14 protein-coding genes are annotated in these 16,882 nt (G+C 36.4%); 1 reads left to right on the top strand and 13 read right to left on the bottom strand.

Features of this window, described 5'->3' with window-relative positions; all coding sequences use genetic code 11:
• Positions 1-223 precede the first annotated feature (223 nt).
• Positions 224-739 (bottom strand): GNAT family N-acetyltransferase, encoded by a 516-nt coding sequence (locus CUN59_RS14210; protein ID WP_104388456.1) that lies wholly within the window; start codon positions 737-739, stop codon positions 224-226.
• A gap of 105 nt (positions 740-844) precedes the next feature.
• Here CUN59_RS14210 and CUN59_RS14205 point away from each other — a divergent pair, with 105 nt between their 5' ends.
• A complete protein-coding gene (locus tag CUN59_RS14205; RefSeq protein ID WP_104388455.1) occupies positions 845-2,068 on the top strand; it encodes a RuBisCO small subunit-like domain-containing protein in 1,224 nt (407 codons plus the stop codon).
• A gap of 130 nt (positions 2,069-2,198) precedes the next feature.
• On the opposite strand, the gene CUN59_RS14200 is transcribed toward CUN59_RS14205, so the two are convergent.
• From CUN59_RS14200 to CUN59_RS14150, 12 genes are all read right to left on the bottom strand, one after another.
• Positions 2,199-2,972 (bottom strand): glycoside hydrolase family protein, encoded by a 774-nt coding sequence (locus tag CUN59_RS14200; protein ID WP_104388454.1) that lies wholly within the window; start codon positions 2,970-2,972, stop codon positions 2,199-2,201.
• Positions 2,973-3,728: 756 nt separating this feature from the next.
• On the bottom strand, positions 3,729-4,208 hold the full coding sequence (locus CUN59_RS22085; RefSeq protein ID WP_243406947.1) for an HARBI1 family protein: 480 nt from the start codon (positions 4,206-4,208) through the stop codon (positions 3,729-3,731).
• Between the two features lie 17 nt (positions 4,209-4,225).
• Positions 4,226-4,621 (bottom strand): helix-turn-helix domain-containing protein, encoded by a 396-nt coding sequence (locus CUN59_RS22080; RefSeq protein WP_243406946.1) that lies wholly within the window; start codon positions 4,619-4,621, stop codon positions 4,226-4,228.
• A gap of 436 nt (positions 4,622-5,057) precedes the next feature.
• Positions 5,058-6,155 carry a serine/threonine-protein kinase gene (locus CUN59_RS14190; RefSeq protein ID WP_104388453.1) on the bottom strand — a complete coding sequence of 366 codons (1,098 nt, stop codon included), beginning with the start codon at positions 6,153-6,155 and terminating at the stop codon, positions 5,058-5,060.
• Between the two features lie 66 nt (positions 6,156-6,221).
• Entirely contained in the window at positions 6,222-9,347 is a 3,126-nt protein-coding gene (locus CUN59_RS14185) for a CHAT domain-containing protein (RefSeq protein ID WP_104388452.1), read from the bottom strand.
• Positions 9,348-9,425: 78 nt separating this feature from the next.
• Positions 9,426-10,169, bottom strand: coding sequence for a COP23 domain-containing protein (locus CUN59_RS14180; RefSeq protein ID WP_104388451.1), 744 nt, complete (start codon positions 10,167-10,169; stop codon positions 9,426-9,428).
• Between the two features lie 163 nt (positions 10,170-10,332).
• Positions 10,333-10,959 (bottom strand): hypothetical protein, encoded by a 627-nt coding sequence (locus CUN59_RS14175; protein WP_104388450.1) that lies wholly within the window; start codon positions 10,957-10,959, stop codon positions 10,333-10,335.
• Between the two features lie 875 nt (positions 10,960-11,834).
• Positions 11,835-12,335 (bottom strand): PIN domain-containing protein, encoded by a 501-nt coding sequence (locus tag CUN59_RS14170; protein ID WP_104388449.1) that lies wholly within the window; start codon positions 12,333-12,335, stop codon positions 11,835-11,837.
• Entirely contained in the window at positions 12,332-12,577 is a 246-nt protein-coding gene (locus tag CUN59_RS14165) for a UPF0175 family protein (RefSeq protein WP_104388448.1), read from the bottom strand. The genes CUN59_RS14170 and CUN59_RS14165 overlap by 4 nt, the downstream gene beginning before the upstream one ends.
• Positions 12,578-12,908: 331 nt before the next feature.
• The gene (locus CUN59_RS14160) at positions 12,909-13,526 is read right to left on the bottom strand and encodes a Uma2 family endonuclease (RefSeq protein WP_104388447.1); all 618 of its coding nucleotides are present in this window, start codon (positions 13,524-13,526) and stop codon (positions 12,909-12,911) included.
• 369 nt (positions 13,527-13,895) lie between these two features.
• Complete coding sequence (locus CUN59_RS14155) at positions 13,896-14,507, bottom strand: CPBP family intramembrane glutamic endopeptidase (RefSeq protein ID WP_104388446.1); 612 nt, start codon at positions 14,505-14,507, stop codon at positions 13,896-13,898.
• A gap of 121 nt (positions 14,508-14,628) precedes the next feature.
• Entirely contained in the window at positions 14,629-16,875 is a 2,247-nt protein-coding gene (locus tag CUN59_RS14150; RefSeq protein WP_104388445.1) for a CHAT domain-containing protein, read from the bottom strand.
• Positions 16,876-16,882: the final 7 nt, after the last annotated feature.

The raw sequence follows: 16,882 nt of genomic DNA, 5'->3' as shown, positions 1-16,882 counted from the left end.
CCCCCAAGTTTGGGGGACTTTGAAATTCTTATTCCCCCAGAATTGGGGGTTAGGGGGCATTAAAACCCTAGATGGCAACTTGATTAGACTGTACACCGTAGCTTACTAAGGGGGACTACAGGGAGGTCTGATTATGTGCATCTTCATAATTGCAAATTATTCCAAAAGCTTTTGGTGCGTTACGCTGTCGCTAACACACCCTACTCAATAAACTACTCAATAATTAAACCTCGTAACCCATGATATAATCATCCAGCACAAAGCCATTGCCAAAATCTTTCACCTGACTATCAATAATCTCAAAACCAAATCGAGAATAAGCTTTAATACCTTTTTGATTTCTTTTATTGACATTGAGAATTATTTTTTCTAATTTCATTGCTTGCGCTTTTTGGTAAATATGAAATAACATCTTTTGACCATATCCAAAACCATGTAATGAGGGCAATAAATAACATTTATATAATTTTAAATAACTAATGTTATCCATTATTTCTGACCCATAGGATACATAACCAACTAATTTAGAATTATATAAGACTTGATCATAAAATATCCCTTGGTTATAAATTTCATTTTCAATTACTCCTATTCCATACATTTTATCTAGCATATATTCGATTTGTTCATGGCTAAGAATTGTCGGATAATGGGTAAACCAAATTTCTCGACTAACTTTTCTCAATGCTTCTAAATCAGCATCTAGTAACTTGGTAATGGTAATTAATGAATCCTTCATAGCAATAATTATAAGGATATTCCTAGTATAACTTAGCATTTAATTGACTATTGTTACCAAAAAAATCTATGATAATTTTAATAAATCATCACCAGGGATAATTCTATGAGTTATTATATTGCTCCTAGCTTTCTTGATAAACTTGCTGTTCATATCACCAAAAACTTTTTAAACATTCCTGGGATTCGCGTTCCCCTAATTCTAGGTATTCATGGCCGCAAAGGAGAGGGAAAATCCTTTCAATGCGAGTTAGTCTTTGAAAAAATGGGTATTGAAGTCACTTTAATATCTGGAGGAGAATTAGAAAGTCCAGACGCGGGAGATCCAGCGCGGTTGATACGTCTGCGTTATCGGGAAACCGCAGAATTAATCAAAGTGCGGGGGAAAATGTGCGTACTGATGATTAATGATTTGGATGCAGGTGCGGGACGTTTTGACGAAGGAACTCAATATACAGTAAATACCCAGTTGGTAAATGCTACATTGATGAATATTGCTGATAATCCCACAGATGTGCAGTTACCGGGAAGTTATGATTCCAATCCTTTATGTCGTGTCCCGATTATTGTCACCGGAAATGATTTTTCTACTCTCTATGCACCATTAATTCGTGATGGGAGAATGGAGAAATTTTACTGGGAACCAAACCGGGATGATAAGGTAGGAATTGTAGGGGGAATTTTTGCTGAAGATGGAATTTCACAACGGGAAATTGAACAATTAGTTGATACTTTTCCCCAGCAATCAATTGACTTTTTTAGTGCTTTACGTTCGCGCATTTATGATGAACAAATCCGCAATTTTATCCATCAAATTGGTTTTGAGAATGTTTCTTTGCGAGTTGTTAATAGTTTAGAAGGACCCCCAGTATTTACCAAACCAGATTTCACTTTATCTCATTTAATTGAGTCTGGTAAATTTATGGTTGGTGAACAAAAACGGGTAGAAACTTCTCATTTAGTTGATGAATATAATCGTTTAAATCGTGGAAAAGGTTCTCAAATAACTTCACCTGTTGCGGAAGTTCCAGTTAGTCAACCTACAATTAATCAACCTACTGAGTTAAGTTTAGAAACCCAAGCACAAGTGAGACAAATTTTATCTCAAGGTTGTAAAATTGGGGTTGAACACGTTGATGAAAGACGTTTCCGTACAGGTTCTTGGCAAAGTTGTGGTAATCTAAATATTAATAGTGAATCCGATGCTATTTCTACCTTAGAATCTTGTTTAGCTGAATACAATGGTGAATATGTGCGGTTAGTGGGAATTGACCCCCAAGCAAAAAGACGGGTCGTGGAAATAATTATTCAACGTCCTCATAGTAAATAATTGCATCTATACTCTAAACGGCTGGTGTTGCTGATTTGATGTATGAAAATGATTTTTGATGATATCTAAACCCTTGTAAAGACGTTCCGGCGGAACGTCTCTGCAGCAATTGAGGCAATTGAATTTTATACTAAACAGGAGTTAAAAATAGTTTAGCTTCTGCTTGTCTTCTGCGTTTTAATCCTGCTTCCACGCTAGTACCAGGACTTCTGTATTTCAAGAAAGTTGCTTCAATTTCACCCCAACTTTCCTCTTTTAAAACTCTGGTCATAGATTCAAAACCAGAAGAACCATAGAAATAGGGACCTAAGTTATAAGCAAAGCTTAATATAGCCCCTTGTTGGTTGGCGTTTAACCTGCCCCAACAAGGAATTTTTCTCATGAGAGGCAGATAATGATTCTCTAGCTGAGTCATTAATAAATCTTCTGCTTCTTGTTTGGTGATTCTATCGCCTAGTTTCCAGTTGCTACCATCTCTTTTTTTAGTACAACCGAAACCAATGGTGATAGGTAAATTACCACTTTGGGGATCTGGATAAGCGTCTAAATAGCAACCTTCAAATTCTTTGATGAGAGGAATTGCTGGAAGTGGAAGTTTGCCGGTTACACCACCAAAACCTTTTGCAGAACCACCGGAACTTGTAGATAATGGTGCACTGCTTGTTGCTTGTCCCAGAGCATTATTTAAAGCTGCCTGAGTTCCTGGTCCGACTACGCCATCTGCTCCCAAACCCTTTTGACTTTGAAACTTTTTCACGGCATTAGCAGTACCATCGCCAAAAATACCATCTGGTGTCCCTACATCTATTCCTAGTGCTTCTAGGATTTCTTGTAGTTGTTTAACTTTTGGTCCTTTTGAATCTTTTTTGAGGGTTTCACCGTCGAGATTTAGTTTGCTGGGCATAATGCTATCCTGGTAATTTAGATTGAATTCAATTGGGTAATAGAGAAATCAGCAAATGCTCAATTTGCTATTTATCTATAGGCACTAGAAAATTATTTCCATACAAATGAATTCTTGCTCATGAATTTTAAGAAAGAATTAATTGTGTATGAGTTTTTGAGGCTAGTTATGTGTTCTCAGTAACAGTGTCATTATTGCACTGATGGCTACTTAATTCAACTGAATTTGAAAAACTTAACAAATAACTGATAAATGCCTATGGTCTTTATAATATCTTTATATAACGGTATGCACTTGAATGATAGGCAGCAATTAAATTGCAAAAGCTGTAGGGGGGGTTTTACCTAACCTCGATTGTATTGCATCCTACGCAGAAGTTTAGTAGGATTGTAGTATTGTAGGGTGTGTTAGCGAAAGCGTAACGCACCCTATGTATATTGCCAAAATCAAATCCGATAACCCTCTTCCATTAAACTGGGAATCACAAAAATAATTTTCTAATTTTGAACATCCAGATGTGATAAAGGTTTGAACTTTTTATTAATAACAAAATATGGCGAACATTTTGAAACATTAGACATCTCCGAAAACTATCTAACCTTCACCATGACTGCTTTTGAGGAAATGAAGGTTAAGTGCAAAGATACTCAGATTATACGCTAGAATCAGTGCTGAAAATGCCTGCTATTGAGAATTAGCCAAAAAATAACACCTCTGAGAGCAGATTTTATCCAGGAAACTTGCAATTTTCTATAGCTACAAAATAAAAGTACCAATACGTAATCTTACAAGCCCACAAATAGTCATGATTATTTGTTCATATTTCTGGGCATTTAATCTAAATCTTTCTTGGGCAACTCTAAATATCTTGACTAAACGAATTAAATGTTCAACAAAAATCCTTTCGGATGCTAGTTCTTTATTTCTGGACTTTTGTTCAGGTGTTAATTCTTGTTTTTTCGGTTTTTTCTGAGGGGTTTTAATTGACTCTTCTGGTTCATAAGCTTTATCCCCATTAAACCTTTGTTTGGTCTCAAATTCCTGGCAGGTTTCACGAAATAAGCTGATATCACTTTTGGGACCTGGTTTACCAGCCTTTACATCTACAATATCTTTACCATTTGGTAGGACAATTAGCTGGTTTTTTCTAGTATGAGTTTTCTTTTTACCTGAGTAATACTTTTTTTGTGTCTCATGCTCTGAAGGTCTTTCTATAGGCTGTTCATAGCTATCCACGATTAACTCAAACTCCGTTAACAGTTCTTTAACAATTTCGTGGTCGTTGGAGTTTTTTTTACCTGTGATATTAAACTTGGTGGTAATAATTCTCCCAGGAGTGGAAACCAATAGTTAAACGTATCATTTGCCGTTGTCTCACTTACGCCAAATTGAATGCCCAGTAACTGAAATGTTGTCAAATGACGTAAATATGTTAATGTTAAAATTATTTGCAACTCTGGGGTTAATTTTTGCTTACGTCCACCTCCTCCCAGAATGAGTCTGACTTTTTTAGATTCTGCCAATTCTTTTTTATTATTATGTGGCTCTATTGCTTTCTCTATAAGTTGCTTTAGCTGTTCATAATGCAGTCCTAATAACCGTTGTGATTCTTCAGGATTGTTATGAATATACCCTACTATGTTGCTCATAATCTCAGGGTAGATCCACGATTTTATCCTGTTATACCATAATTTTATTCTTTTTCGGAGATGTCTATTTAATTTGTATAATTCTTGCGGGCAAGATGCCCGCACTACAAGAAATAACAATATTAGGATTATTGGATCTAGCTGCGTAACAGCTTAATCAATAAAAGAAGTCGGGGATCTGGGTATGAACGATTGCTATATCTGAATACTTGTATAGGGTTTGCTGAATAAACCAAAAACCTAGATATATTAAGAGTTTCAGGCTTAAAAAAGTGAATTAGGTGCAAGGAATAAGCATTGAAACCATTAAAAACCTATCACTTTCTCAGATTCGAGACTATTCTTATCTCCTCCTAATTCTTCCTCGGTGACTCGGTGACTCGGTGACTCCTAGCCCTCACGAAAAGACTTTTTCAGCAAACCCTACTTAAGATGTTTAATATGCAGGTTCTTGTTTGGAGGGTGTGTGTTCTTCGCCTTTGGGGTGATCGAAAACAAAACCTGGAAGAAATAGACCAGCACAGACAACAACACTCATAGTGATCACAGCAAATACAACAGTAATTATTCTTAAAGGAAAGGTCTTTTGCTTAGTAACAACTGGTTGTGAAAGATGTAAAGTTTTATTTTGCTCAATAATAACCTGTTGTGAAAAATTTACTTGTGTATTTTGTATAGGTGTAACCTGTTGTGAAAGGTGTACAGTTGTCTGGTTGAGAGAAGAAAGTGCTTGCAGTGCTTCAACCGCAGAGGAATAGCGTTCTGAGACATGGTAGCGCACCATTTTATTCAAAACAGCAGCAAAATCTGGACTGAGATTAACAAAGCCTTGCCAGAGAACTTCTCCTGTATCCGGGTCTTCGGGGAATTGATGGGGAAAAATACCAGTCAGTGCTTGAAGAGCAATCATACCCACCGCATAAACATCGCTGGACAGACGGGGTCTACCAGAAGCCTGTTCGTTCGGCATATAGCCAGGAGTCCCAATACAGACGGTAGAAATTGTTTGTCCCTGAGCGTTAATTTGTAAAGTTGTGATTTGTTTAACAGCCCCAAAATCAATTAAAACGAGTTTGCCATCAGAAGCTCGACGAATGATATTCTCAGGCTTGATGTCACGGTGGATAGTCGGGGGTTGGTGTTGATGGATGTGAGAGATGAGGCTGAGAATTTCGATAACAAGTGTGATTACATCGGCTTCTTGCCAAGGTTTACCGGGCAGTAGTTCATGGCTGAGGTCTTGACCCTCAATCAAGTCTTGCACCAGAAAGAATTGACTACCTAACTCGAAATAAGCGTGAAGTTTAGGTATGCGATCGTGATTATTCCCCAGATCCAACAAGACCTTAGCTTCTTGTTCAAACAGGCGGATAACCTCTGAGTTGACAACTTGGGGTTTGAGACGTTTGACGACACATTTAGGTTTGGGTGTGCTGGGAATATCATTATCCTCAGCAATGTAGGTTTCGCCGAAGCCACCACCACCGATTTGCTTAATTATGCTGTATCGGCCTTTGAGAATAGTTCCAATCATCAGCACTCATCCTTCTGGGTATTGCCGATAAAAATCATACTATTCCAAGGCAAATCCAGCACTGCATTAGTTACTAAATAATTTGCTCTTTGCATCTCCTAGAAATTCTAATTTGCCACTAAAACCACAAACGCTACGTGTAGACACCATCATCCAAATATTAAAAGAACCATCTTGGTTAATTTTAACTGGCTCTTTAGCACTGTTATAAGCAACTAAATTCCAATCACCACCATCTGTACTGGCGGCTTGCACAACAAGGTTATTATCAAGCTCTAATAAATGTTCTGCTCCTAACTCTATAATACGTAGGTTAAAGCCCTGATCAGTTGATTCCAGTGTTGCTTTTTTCATGGGTCTTCCACTACTGAGAGAATCACCAATTATCCCGGAACATGAGACCTGTCCGACTATTTGCGTTTTTTGGGAGGGAGCTAAAGTTGATAGTGGCTGTTGTGCAAGACCAATGAGTGAAAATCCAGCCCATGCAACTGGGTCAGGATGTTGTTTCATGGTGGCAATCATGGCTTGTCGCAAAGCCCTTGCCTTATCAGGATTAGTCTTGAGATTTTCGTAAAACTGAATCATCAAATCTTTTGTAGGGGCATCAGGAACTGACCACAGAGAAGCGACGACGCTAGGAATTCCTGCAATTAAAAAAGGACGAGCTAATCCCAGAACTCCCTCAGAAGTAATTTCTCCAGCACCAGTATTACAAGCACTAAGCACTGCTAACTCACCAGCTAAGGGAACTTGATAAAGTTCTTCAGTTGTCAACAGCCCATCATTGTCTTTAGCAGGAGTTAAAGTTAATACAGAAGTAGGATTAAAGCTATCCTTAATGATAACATCGAGGTAACCATGAGTAGCAAGATGAATATACTTAGCATTACCAAGTTGCTTTAATACAGTTGATTCAGTAGCTTGTTCCCCAATCAGGGGTGAAGTATTGAAGAAATTAGCAATTGCTTGTGCTTCCGTTGCCGTAGCTGGTAAAGATTCTGGGGTAATGGATTTAGATAATAAACCGCTCAAGGTTACTTTTGGCATTACAGGATTGCCTACTACCAAATTTTCAGATGGTAAGAAAGGATTTTTCTCGGCTCTAACTTTTAAAAGATTCAGTGCTTCAATTGAAGGCGCAATGTGAATTGTATTCTTTTCTATTAAATACTTACCATCTTTTGCCCTGAGCGCAGCAAAAGGAATTGTATACAACTCTCTATATGGGAAAAAGATAACGTGTGCCTCTGGGTTGTCTGGAAGGTATTGTTCGATAGGCTGAATCAGAGTTTGGTACAACTGCTCCAGACAAGCTTTTTGAGAGGTGCAACTACTATTGTTAATAGGACTATCAGATTTAATTAAAGATGTATAAGTACCACGTACCAAGTCTAAAACACTAGAGCTATTATTTTGTTTCTGAGCTTCTAAACTAGCCTGTTGACAACCAACTAAAGCCAATGGCAATAAAACAGTAACAACACTTACGGTAATATATTTTCCTTTCAGTTGCTTTTGTGATTTGAAAATGGCAAAACATAAACCACTAAGAATAATAGTAGTAATTATCCCCAACCAAAACTGATTATTTGGAGGTTGATTGTCAAATGCTTGTGAAGTTAAATGAAGTGATGTAGAAGCAACATCAACGTTATTAAAGTGTATTTCTCCATTGGGTTTAACTACCCAAATGAAAAGTTCTTCCCTGACTTGTTTAGACTTATTTAATATGGCAACCGGAGGTTCAAACTTGGAATACATGACAAAAGTAGAATTTTGAGCTTTTGCCTCTGCTTGAATTTGAGCAAAGTTAAATGCATTAAATCCTTTGTCCCGTTCAAATCTTGATATCTGCTTTGTGAATACAAAGGAACGCGCTCTTTCTGCAAATTCTAAAGCTTGTGGATATTTACGTTGCTCAATGTATAGTTTTTGCAGTGTCGAATAAACTGAACTATTACGATCTTGAACAGCAAGTTTTTCATCATCATTTCCCTGTATATCTAAGCCAGCACCGCTGTCTAGCTGTTCTAAGGCAGCTAGTAATTCTTTTTCGGCTTCTGCAAAATTACCTTTACGCAATAAAGCATATCCGAGCCTAGTTAGTAGTCTTACAAATCTCTCGCTATTTTCACCAATCGTATATTCCGTATCGTATATACTATATTTACCAGTAATTACAGAGTCTCGCTGTTCCAATCCTTCATTTTTATTTTTTTGGTAAGCTTCAATTGCTTTATCAATAAGTCCCATTTCCATGTAGGTATCGCCCAAAAGTTCTAAAAGAGCTAACCTAAGAAGCAAAACAACTTCTATATCAATCTCATCTTTAGTTGAATCAGCAATTTTAATAACCTGTAATTGCTCCTGCAAAAAATTGATAGCTTCATTATATTTACCTTGTTCTCTGTATATACTATTGATTACCAAACTAGCTCCAATTAAATAATCATTAGCTAAAATATAACTGAACTTCATACTTGGAGGATCAAAATCGTTCTTTAGTGTAAAAGAATATTTAATACTATCAGAACAATATTTTAACGTACCGCTTTTATCTATAAACTTAATATCGTACACAAATGAACATCTCAGGGAAACCGCAAATCCTAAATTTCTTTGAGTTTTTGAATAGCTGGAAAGGTTTTGATCAAATTTTTTAAAGTATTGTTCGCAGTAACTAATTGTTTTATTCTGTTCACCAGCATCTGAAGCTAATTTACACAAAGTTGCATAAACTAACTCTTTACAAGATATCGCGGCTTTATTCTCTACATTTTTAGAGGCTGGAATACATTTGCTGTTGCTGTCTCGGCTATAGTCAAGGGATTGTTCAGTTATAACCAATGATTCTCCCTGTGAAACTTCCAGATTTGTCAGCATTTCTAGAGTTTTTTCTCCTTCTAGGAGATTTTTTTTAGCAGTATCTATGCTAACAGTGGAATTGTAGTTGTGTGACCCAACAGTAGGTATTAAGTTAAGAGTGCTAGGAAGATAAGTTAAAAGTTTTTGGATTCTGTTAATAGTATTAGTATACTCTGGAGAATCTACGGAAATGACTTGCTTGGGTATTGTTTGAGATGATGTGTTATCTGTATTTTGCTGTTGAGCTAAAGCTACATAATTCGTAGTTACAATAAAGGCAGTGGTTGTGATAACGCTAATAGTTTTCTGAATCAATTTAAACATGGATGTTCTCAACAAGAAATAATAGTTTTTGAGCCAAACAGGGATGATTTTTTAGTTAAATATTTATGAACACAGCTATCAAAATGCTGGTTTTGAAGTTGATTTTTGTTTTGCGGATGATTCTTGCAATGCCTTTTCTAAATCGTAATAGACTCGCTTTCCTTCCTGAAAAGAAGTAGGGGCTTTTTCTCCTCTCAGTAAAGGTTTATTATTGAGTGGTTCTTCCCGAAATGCTACTATATTTTTTAATACTTCATTGGGGTCGTCTTTTGTCTCAAGAGTAAATAGAAGATCATCTTCTTCACACCTTGCTCCTTGATCTTTAACACTACACACAACCTGAACTTCACGGTCAGAAATCCAGGAAGCAATGTCAGCCGTCATATACTTCAATTTATTGCGTTCATAAATAGTTTGAAAACGTTTAGAAACTTCTGTGCATCTTTTTTGAGGAGACCATTCTTTACCAAAATAATTATTATTTGGATTCCAATAGATAACGGTTAAAGGTTTACCTTGTTTAGAGTTGTCCACAATTGTTGCAGGTAGAGAGCTACCATTTTCGTATATACTCGTACCACAGAAAAACTTTACCTGAGCTTGATTTTGATCTGAAGCATCAGCTTTTTGCTCTTGGTTCTGCTTTATGCAAGCAGTTGTCAGAGGAACTATAAGACTAAGAAAAAATGGCAATAGACGTTGAGTATTTTTTGGTTGTAGTTGGGGATTCATAAATTTAGTAATCATTCTTATGATAAAGCTAATAAAAGCACTGCTTGTGATGATAGGAGTAGTTTTCTGAATCAATTTAAACTTAAACATGGATGTTCTCAACAGCAAACAATAATTTTCAAGACTAACGCAGATGATTAAACTATCAGTTTTAGCAAAATAGGCTTACTTTATATACGCTTCCTGTTTATCCTATGTTGCAAATAGTGAAAAAATTTTTTGATAATTTCTACACACTTTATATGTTATTTTTTCAGTTTCTTTTCCGACCAAGTTTTCTTTCAGCGTAACTGTTAGCATCATAAACGCCATCCCCCTTTAATCGCTCTTTTTCATTAACTGAGAACTTACTATAATCGGATTCATATTGGTCAAATTCGATACGTTGAAAGGCTTCATACCAATATTTATCCGATATTTCAGCTTCTCCTCTCTGCTCCTCTGTCATCAAAATTCGTTCTACAAACTTCCCTCCAGCAAACAAATACATAAATGGGTGGATTATCAATACAGGAAGCCAGATTGAACGTATCAACTCAGGAATGAATACAAGCAGATGCTGATTAAATGAAAAATATATGAACCCAGCTAACAGAAGTCCATAGCAAAACCAGCCCGCACGGAGTCGCTTTACTTCAAGCACAGAAAAAAAGGATGAAATTGCTGCCATTATTAACAGTCCTGAAAAACCATTGCGAAAAAAAGCTGGCGTAAATAAGTGTATACTTCCCCCTGAAAAAATCAGTAATGGTATACTAAGAATTGCCATAAAAATAAAAAAACCAACTATGTATCCACCCCACACTTTCAGATATAAACTAAATATGTTTCTACCTTTTAAAAATTCTAAGAATACGTTTAGTAAGGCTTTATATTTCATAGATGTAGCCTCCTGAGTAAGTGTTCAATTCCTGTAAATTATTGTTCTATAACGGTGTGATTAGAAAAGCCACCTGTATCTATGGACTAGATTCACCCGATGTTGCAAAAAACGCAAGAATTTTTTGAGCCTTGCACCAGACAAACCAGAACTTACCAGAATAGGCTTACTTTATATACGCTCCCTGTTTATCCTGTGTTGCAAATAGTGAAAAAATTTTTTGAACTCTATATTTGACATCTATATCAAACCCACAAGAACAGCGATGTATAAGGAGAGCGATCGCTCCTTTTTCCGTAGGCATTGCACGTCAGTAAAACCTTACTACAATGGAACAAAGCCATATTGCAATGAGGTATAACTATTACCAATACATATCATACTACGTAATTTCTGATTTTTATAACTGTGTAGAAATACTCACAACTGTGTATATTACGGACTAATTTATCAAATATATATGAAAAATAATTACTCAATATATGGCGTAGATACTGATTCAGCATAAGCTATTGCGTATTTAACTTGGAGCGTTGCTGAATTGGGGTATGATATCTATTTCGCGCAAAGACGCAAGGTTTCAAATTTTGCATACGTAGGGGTAATTCATGAATTACCCCTACTGTCGTTATGTTTTGTGTAAATCCTCAGCTATACTAAACCTACCAGAATAGCGATGTCTAAGAGGATGTCTGAAAACTTTTTTCTGTGGTATCCAACACTTGTAGATCCCCCTAAATCCCCCTTATAAAGGGGGACTTTGATGGATTTATTCCTCCCTTAATAAGGGGGGTAAGGGGGGATCTCAATCAAATATGACACTTCTCAGACATCCTCTAAGGAGAGCGATCGCACCACAACCTCAATATCAGAAACTATTCATTTAACTCATTCGCAGCACATAAAACCTCTTGGTAAAGTTGATTACTTACCCGAAAACTTGCCTGGGAAATTAAATCATTCATCACCGGTTTAACTGCGTGAATTAATCCTCTATATTTAGCAATTAACAGAATACCTAGCACTCCCATAATTGATAATCCCAAACGAGTAGCTTCTCGTCTCCCCAAACGTTCATCAATTAATAGTTCATTTGCATTCAATTCCAGCGCGAGAGTAATAGCTTCTGCTTCACCACGATCTAGGTTTTGTTTACTTCGTAAAAGTTCTACAAATTCTAAATTACTTGTCTGTTGAATTTCAACCCATTCTAGAGAAAGTACAGATGAAATACGGCTATCTTCATTGCTTGAATTTGTTAATTCTTCTGCAACTGCTTGAGGAATGACGACTATAGTGTAAATTTCTCGCAAAAGTGACAAACAACCAACAATAGCTAGACTGCTTAAAGGAGAAGTATCACTAACAACAATCATAACCAACCCTTTTGTTGCAGATGCTGAATATCCTCCTGAAACTCAGCTACGTCATAGTGAATGGATATTCCCCGTTCAGCTATCAAACGTTGAAACTTGAGTTGACTTATTGCCAACAACTCACTAGCTTTTCCCAAACTTATTTTGTCTTGTTGAAATAACATAATGACAATTTGCTGTAAAAGTTCGTCCTCTGATAAACCACTTGCTTTCACAATTTCTTCAGAAATTACTAAACTCATTTTTCCTCCAGCAATTATTATTAATAACTTTTACTATTCATTGCCGTTGTTTTTATTTTAGGCAATATTGATAAATTTGGTAAGTTCGCAAATGCTGTCTATAGGAGACTCTTAGCATAGCCTGTTGTAAAGAAGCGATTACGCTACAATACAAAATATAATGAATGTAAGCAAGATGCTTACGCTACTGTATTCTTAGGTAGGGTAATTCATGAATTACCCTTTTGTGATGTTTTACGTAAGTACTCAGCTATACTAAACCTACGAGAATAGCGATGACTTATTTTTTCCTACTTTTTTTGGTTTGTTGATAAAACTAATACTCTGATTGCTAACTACCAGCTTGAAAAATCTGGTTAGCAGTTAAGGACAACTCTGGAAAGGTTGCTGAAATTATCCGGTCTTCACCTTTAAACTGACTAACTTGATATTCCCCTTCAACTAACGAGTAAATCGAGATAGCTGGTTGCTTAGGATTGCCAAGAAAACGCCTACCTCCCAATGCAGCGTAGTCTACTATCCAGTATTCTGGAATACCTACAGCTTCGTATTGACCTAGTTTTGTGAAATAGTCATCACGCCAGTTTGTGCTAACTACCTCAATCACCAAGGGGATTGACGCACCCTGAGTAACCGTAGATTGCTTTTTCCACAGTGGTTCATTCACAAGATTGGGGCGATTGACCACCAATATATCTGGTGAATAACCGGATTCATTTTCAGGTGGTTTGACAAGTGCAGTTTTGGGAATGAAGTAGGGAAGATGTAATCGCTTGATATCGGCAGATATTTCTAGTGCCAAAAAACCGACAACATCTTCATGATCTCCTGTAGGCTGTGACATCTCAATAATTACCCCATCATGCAGTTCATACTGTCCCCCTTCTGGTTTCCATTGGGCAAACTCCTCAAAGGTTACTAGCTTGGTTTTGGGTAAGGCTTGAACCATAATTTACCTACCTTTTTGTTTTCGGCGTTATTGGTTGGCGATGACGAGACATCGACTATTTTACAATCGCTTAAAGGTATCAAAACCGCCAAAATTTCCAATGCACATAAGGCATATTTACCCAGATCCCCGACTTCTGTGATTGATTGTATTCCGAAGGGATAAATCTATCTTAGAAGTCGGGGATCTTATCACCTCACCTGAATCCTTACTTTATTTTTTATCCTGGATTTATTTTCGCAGGTGATTGAGAGAAAGTGATCTAAGGACGTTCATAAATCTTATTTTTATAATAGCAGGGAACAGAGTTGAAAGTCCTTAGGAAATTTTGGCACGCTTACTTTAGTTCTGTTTTGCGTAAATCCTCACCTATATTAAACCTAGGAGAATAGCGATCGCTCCCAGTAAGGAATGACTAATAATAATAGTATATAAATTACGAAACTTTGCGTAGTTCCAGCCCCAAATCATACCTATAATTAATGTGAATACCAGCGTCGGTATATCTTTATAAATCAGATGTACAAAACTGTAAAGTAAGCTAGAGAGTATAATTTGTACCCAAGGGGCAAATTTGGCTCTCTTAAAAATAGCAAATAAAAACCCCCGATATAAAAACTCTTGGATGGGAGAAGATACACCCACAAAGAAAAGGTAAAATAGCCATTGATATGCTGAGTTATCTAACCGTGATCCATGAGTCAAATAATAAATAAACATTAACCCAGTCAAGATTAATGTTGGTAAGGTGATCGCTGTCAAAGATTTTTTTAAGTTATTGCTTGTAAATCCCAATTCTACAGGAGAAAATCGGTATAAATAGGCGATCGCTACTACGACTATAGCGGTGAAAATTAGCACATAAAACCGCCAGGAAAAAGGAATTACTTCTAAAAATACAAGTAAAACTGGTAGAATGTATGTCAAAAATACAATCAAAATTACTCTTTGTCGTTCTTGATAAAGTTGCTGATTTTCCATATTTAATCATCACATCAGTAAGTATTCAGCTATAGCACTTGTTCATACCCAGATCCCCGACTTCTGATATCAATTTATAATTTGTGGACACAATAAATAAAAGAAGTCGGGGATCTGATATTTAATCATCACCTACTCGCAGATCAATCCAACGCACCAGTAAGCAAAATAAAGGAGCAAAAAACACAATACTTGCAAACCAAGGAGTTAAAGGATTGGTACTATTCATCCCAAACAAGTGATCAATAATAGAAACACCAAAAATACTACTTAATACAGTAAAACCTAAACTACCTAATAAGAATGACAATAAAATGGGCTGATATTTTTTGGTAGCACTTTTGTATATACTACTAATAGTGGTGAAAAATAAAATGGCAATAATCGCATAAGTAATTACATTAATTCCCGCTAGAGTACCTCGGAAATCAGAGGAAAATAACAGGCTTTTAGTATGTTGGATGCTGTAGCCTTGAAAAGGCAACCATAGAAGAATACCCAACTCACAAATAATCAGATAGGTGAGGTATTTATTTTTATTGAATATCGAATCTGGAGCAAAAAGAATATTTGAAACCAGTGCCACAAGTTGAACCCCACAAGCAACAATACTGACAAAGTTGAGAACGTAAAACGATCTACTTAGGGAAAAATATTGATGATTTTGTCGCCAAACTTGATAGGAGGTAGCAATTCTTAAAAGTCCTTGAAATCCTGTTTTATTATTGCTTTTTTGTAGTCGTTTAATGGCTGGTTCTAATGCGGATTTTTTGATAATTAAATTTCCTTGCTTGTCAAAAGCTTGATCAATATTAAAAACATCTTGAGGAATACTTTTGATCTGTGATTCTGAAGTTTCCCAATCTAAATACAGTGTTTTTAGGTTTTCAGCTTTAATTGTTGTCATCGCTTGGGAATTAAATTCTAAAAACATCATGCGATCGCCATTAGCCTCGAAAAACAACGCCCCTAAAGTAATAAAAATTGTTACCAATGTTAAAATTAAAAAAGAGCGAGTTTGTACCCGAATCATACAATGCGTTCTATAAGCTGCAAATAGAGACATCCAAAGAAACAGGGAAGGATAAACTGTAATATGGGGGTAAAGTTGGGCGTAAAGTGTTAAAGTTTCCCGTCTATTAAACTCGGTGAATATGCCAACAGGTAGGCAAACAAGCATAGCGATCGCTATCAATCCTAAAACCATTTCCCATTGCCAAGATAACCTTCTTTCAGAAAATAAACGATTCCAAGTTACTTCTTTAGCTAAGGGGTTAGCGACAATTACAGGTAGCCAACTTTTACCAGGTTCAAATTTTTTTTGTAACTGTTGACGGGCATAATTCATCGCCGCAAATAAAGAGCGATCTTGTACAAATGCCTCTAAAAAATACCTTAATAATTCTCTAGCTAGGGCAGATTCAACCCTTTCCCGCATGACAATACAATAAGGCAAAGATAACTCTGTTAACTGATTTGCTAATCCCAAACCATCACAAGAATTAAAGATAGCTATTTGTAATTTTTTCTGAATTGTACCTGTTAATAAATCTTTCAATTCGGCAATTTCAATAATTCCTTTTTCCCCATCGGCGGGATTAATTTGAATTCGTCCAATACGTCCATTGCGATCGCTTTCACTATGACCAGCAAAAAAGAAAATGTGCCAACCTTGACTATCTTGTAAATTCCTTTCTAACTCTTGTCGTGTAGGTTGTCTGAGGATCTGAGGATCTCCGCCATGTTGCCGCAAACTTTTAATAAAATTCTCTTCTTGTGCAAAATCAAGTTTTTCATCACCAAATACCACCAATATCCGAGCAGTTGCTTTCAATTGTGCTGTTTGCTTTTGTGTCAACCGTTTAAAATTAGTAGCACTAATGGCAACTTCTACACCACTGCTAGTATACCCTGCTAAAGTGTCCCATTCTTGCCAAGGAAGTCCCCGTAATTGTCTATCTTCTGTTTGGACAATAATTTGAACTTCATCTTTTTGAGTTATTTTCTCCCTAAATTTTTCCAAAACCAGACTTACACGGGGATCTGGTTGTCCATTTTCATCAACCCAACCATCCCTACCTAACCATTTGTTTAATTCTGCTTTCAAAGAATTAGCTAATTCTGTGAGATTAATTACCCCAGAAGTCCGATTTTCCCGATTTTTGACAACTTTGCGATCGCCTTGTAAACCAATATAATCTTGCCAATCTTTAAACTTGTTTGATAAAGATTTTGGTAGAGGAGAAAGAAAAGAAACCAGTTCTTCTATTTGTCCATGTTGATCATAAATAGCAAGAGTGACAGGTAAAACTTCAGAATTATTTATTTGCACCCTGCCACCAATTTTAAAGGAGATTTTCCAAGTCATAGACAGT

Origin of the sequence: Cuspidothrix issatschenkoi CHARLIE-1 (assembly GCF_002934005.1) — a bacterium.
Taxonomy (GTDB): Bacteria; Cyanobacteriota; Cyanobacteriia; order Cyanobacteriales; family Nostocaceae; genus Cuspidothrix; species Cuspidothrix issatschenkoi.
This window is presented reverse-complemented; position numbering and strand designations above follow the sequence as displayed.

What these genes read in the sequence shown, in the direction of transcription:
- CUN59_RS14210 (WP_104388456.1), bottom strand. Translation starts at nt 739, where the DNA reads ATGAAGGATTCATTAATTACCATTACCAAGTTACTAGATGCTGATTTA.
- CUN59_RS14205 (WP_104388455.1), top strand. Translation starts at nt 845, where the DNA reads ATGAGTTATTATATTGCTCCTAGCTTTCTTGATAAACTTGCTGTTCAT.
- CUN59_RS14200 (WP_104388454.1), bottom strand. Translation starts at nt 2,972, where the DNA reads ATGCCCAGCAAACTAAATCTCGACGGTGAAACCCTCAAAAAAGATTCA.
- CUN59_RS22080 (WP_243406946.1), bottom strand. Translation starts at nt 4,621, where the DNA reads ATGAGCAACATAGTAGGGTATATTCATAACAATCCTGAAGAATCACAA.
- CUN59_RS14190 (WP_104388453.1), bottom strand. Translation starts at nt 6,155, where the DNA reads ATGATTGGAACTATTCTCAAAGGCCGATACAGCATAATTAAGCAAATC.
- CUN59_RS14185 (WP_104388452.1), bottom strand. Translation starts at nt 9,347, where the DNA reads ATGTTTAAATTGATTCAGAAAACTATTAGCGTTATCACAACCACTGCC.
- CUN59_RS14180 (WP_104388451.1), bottom strand. Translation starts at nt 10,169, where the DNA reads ATGTTTAAGTTTAAATTGATTCAGAAAACTACTCCTATCATCACAAGC.
- CUN59_RS14175 (WP_104388450.1), bottom strand. Translation starts at nt 10,959, where the DNA reads ATGAAATATAAAGCCTTACTAAACGTATTCTTAGAATTTTTAAAAGGT.
- CUN59_RS14170 (WP_104388449.1), bottom strand. Translation starts at nt 12,335, where the DNA reads ATGATTGTTGTTAGTGATACTTCTCCTTTAAGCAGTCTAGCTATTGTT.
- CUN59_RS14165 (WP_104388448.1), bottom strand. Translation starts at nt 12,577, where the DNA reads ATGAGTTTAGTAATTTCTGAAGAAATTGTGAAAGCAAGTGGTTTATCA.
- CUN59_RS14160 (WP_104388447.1), bottom strand. Translation starts at nt 13,526, where the DNA reads ATGGTTCAAGCCTTACCCAAAACCAAGCTAGTAACCTTTGAGGAGTTT.
- CUN59_RS14155 (WP_104388446.1), bottom strand. Translation starts at nt 14,507, where the DNA reads ATGGAAAATCAGCAACTTTATCAAGAACGACAAAGAGTAATTTTGATT.
- CUN59_RS14150 (WP_104388445.1), bottom strand. Translation starts at nt 16,875, where the DNA reads ATGACTTGGAAAATCTCCTTTAAAATTGGTGGCAGGGTGCAAATAAAT.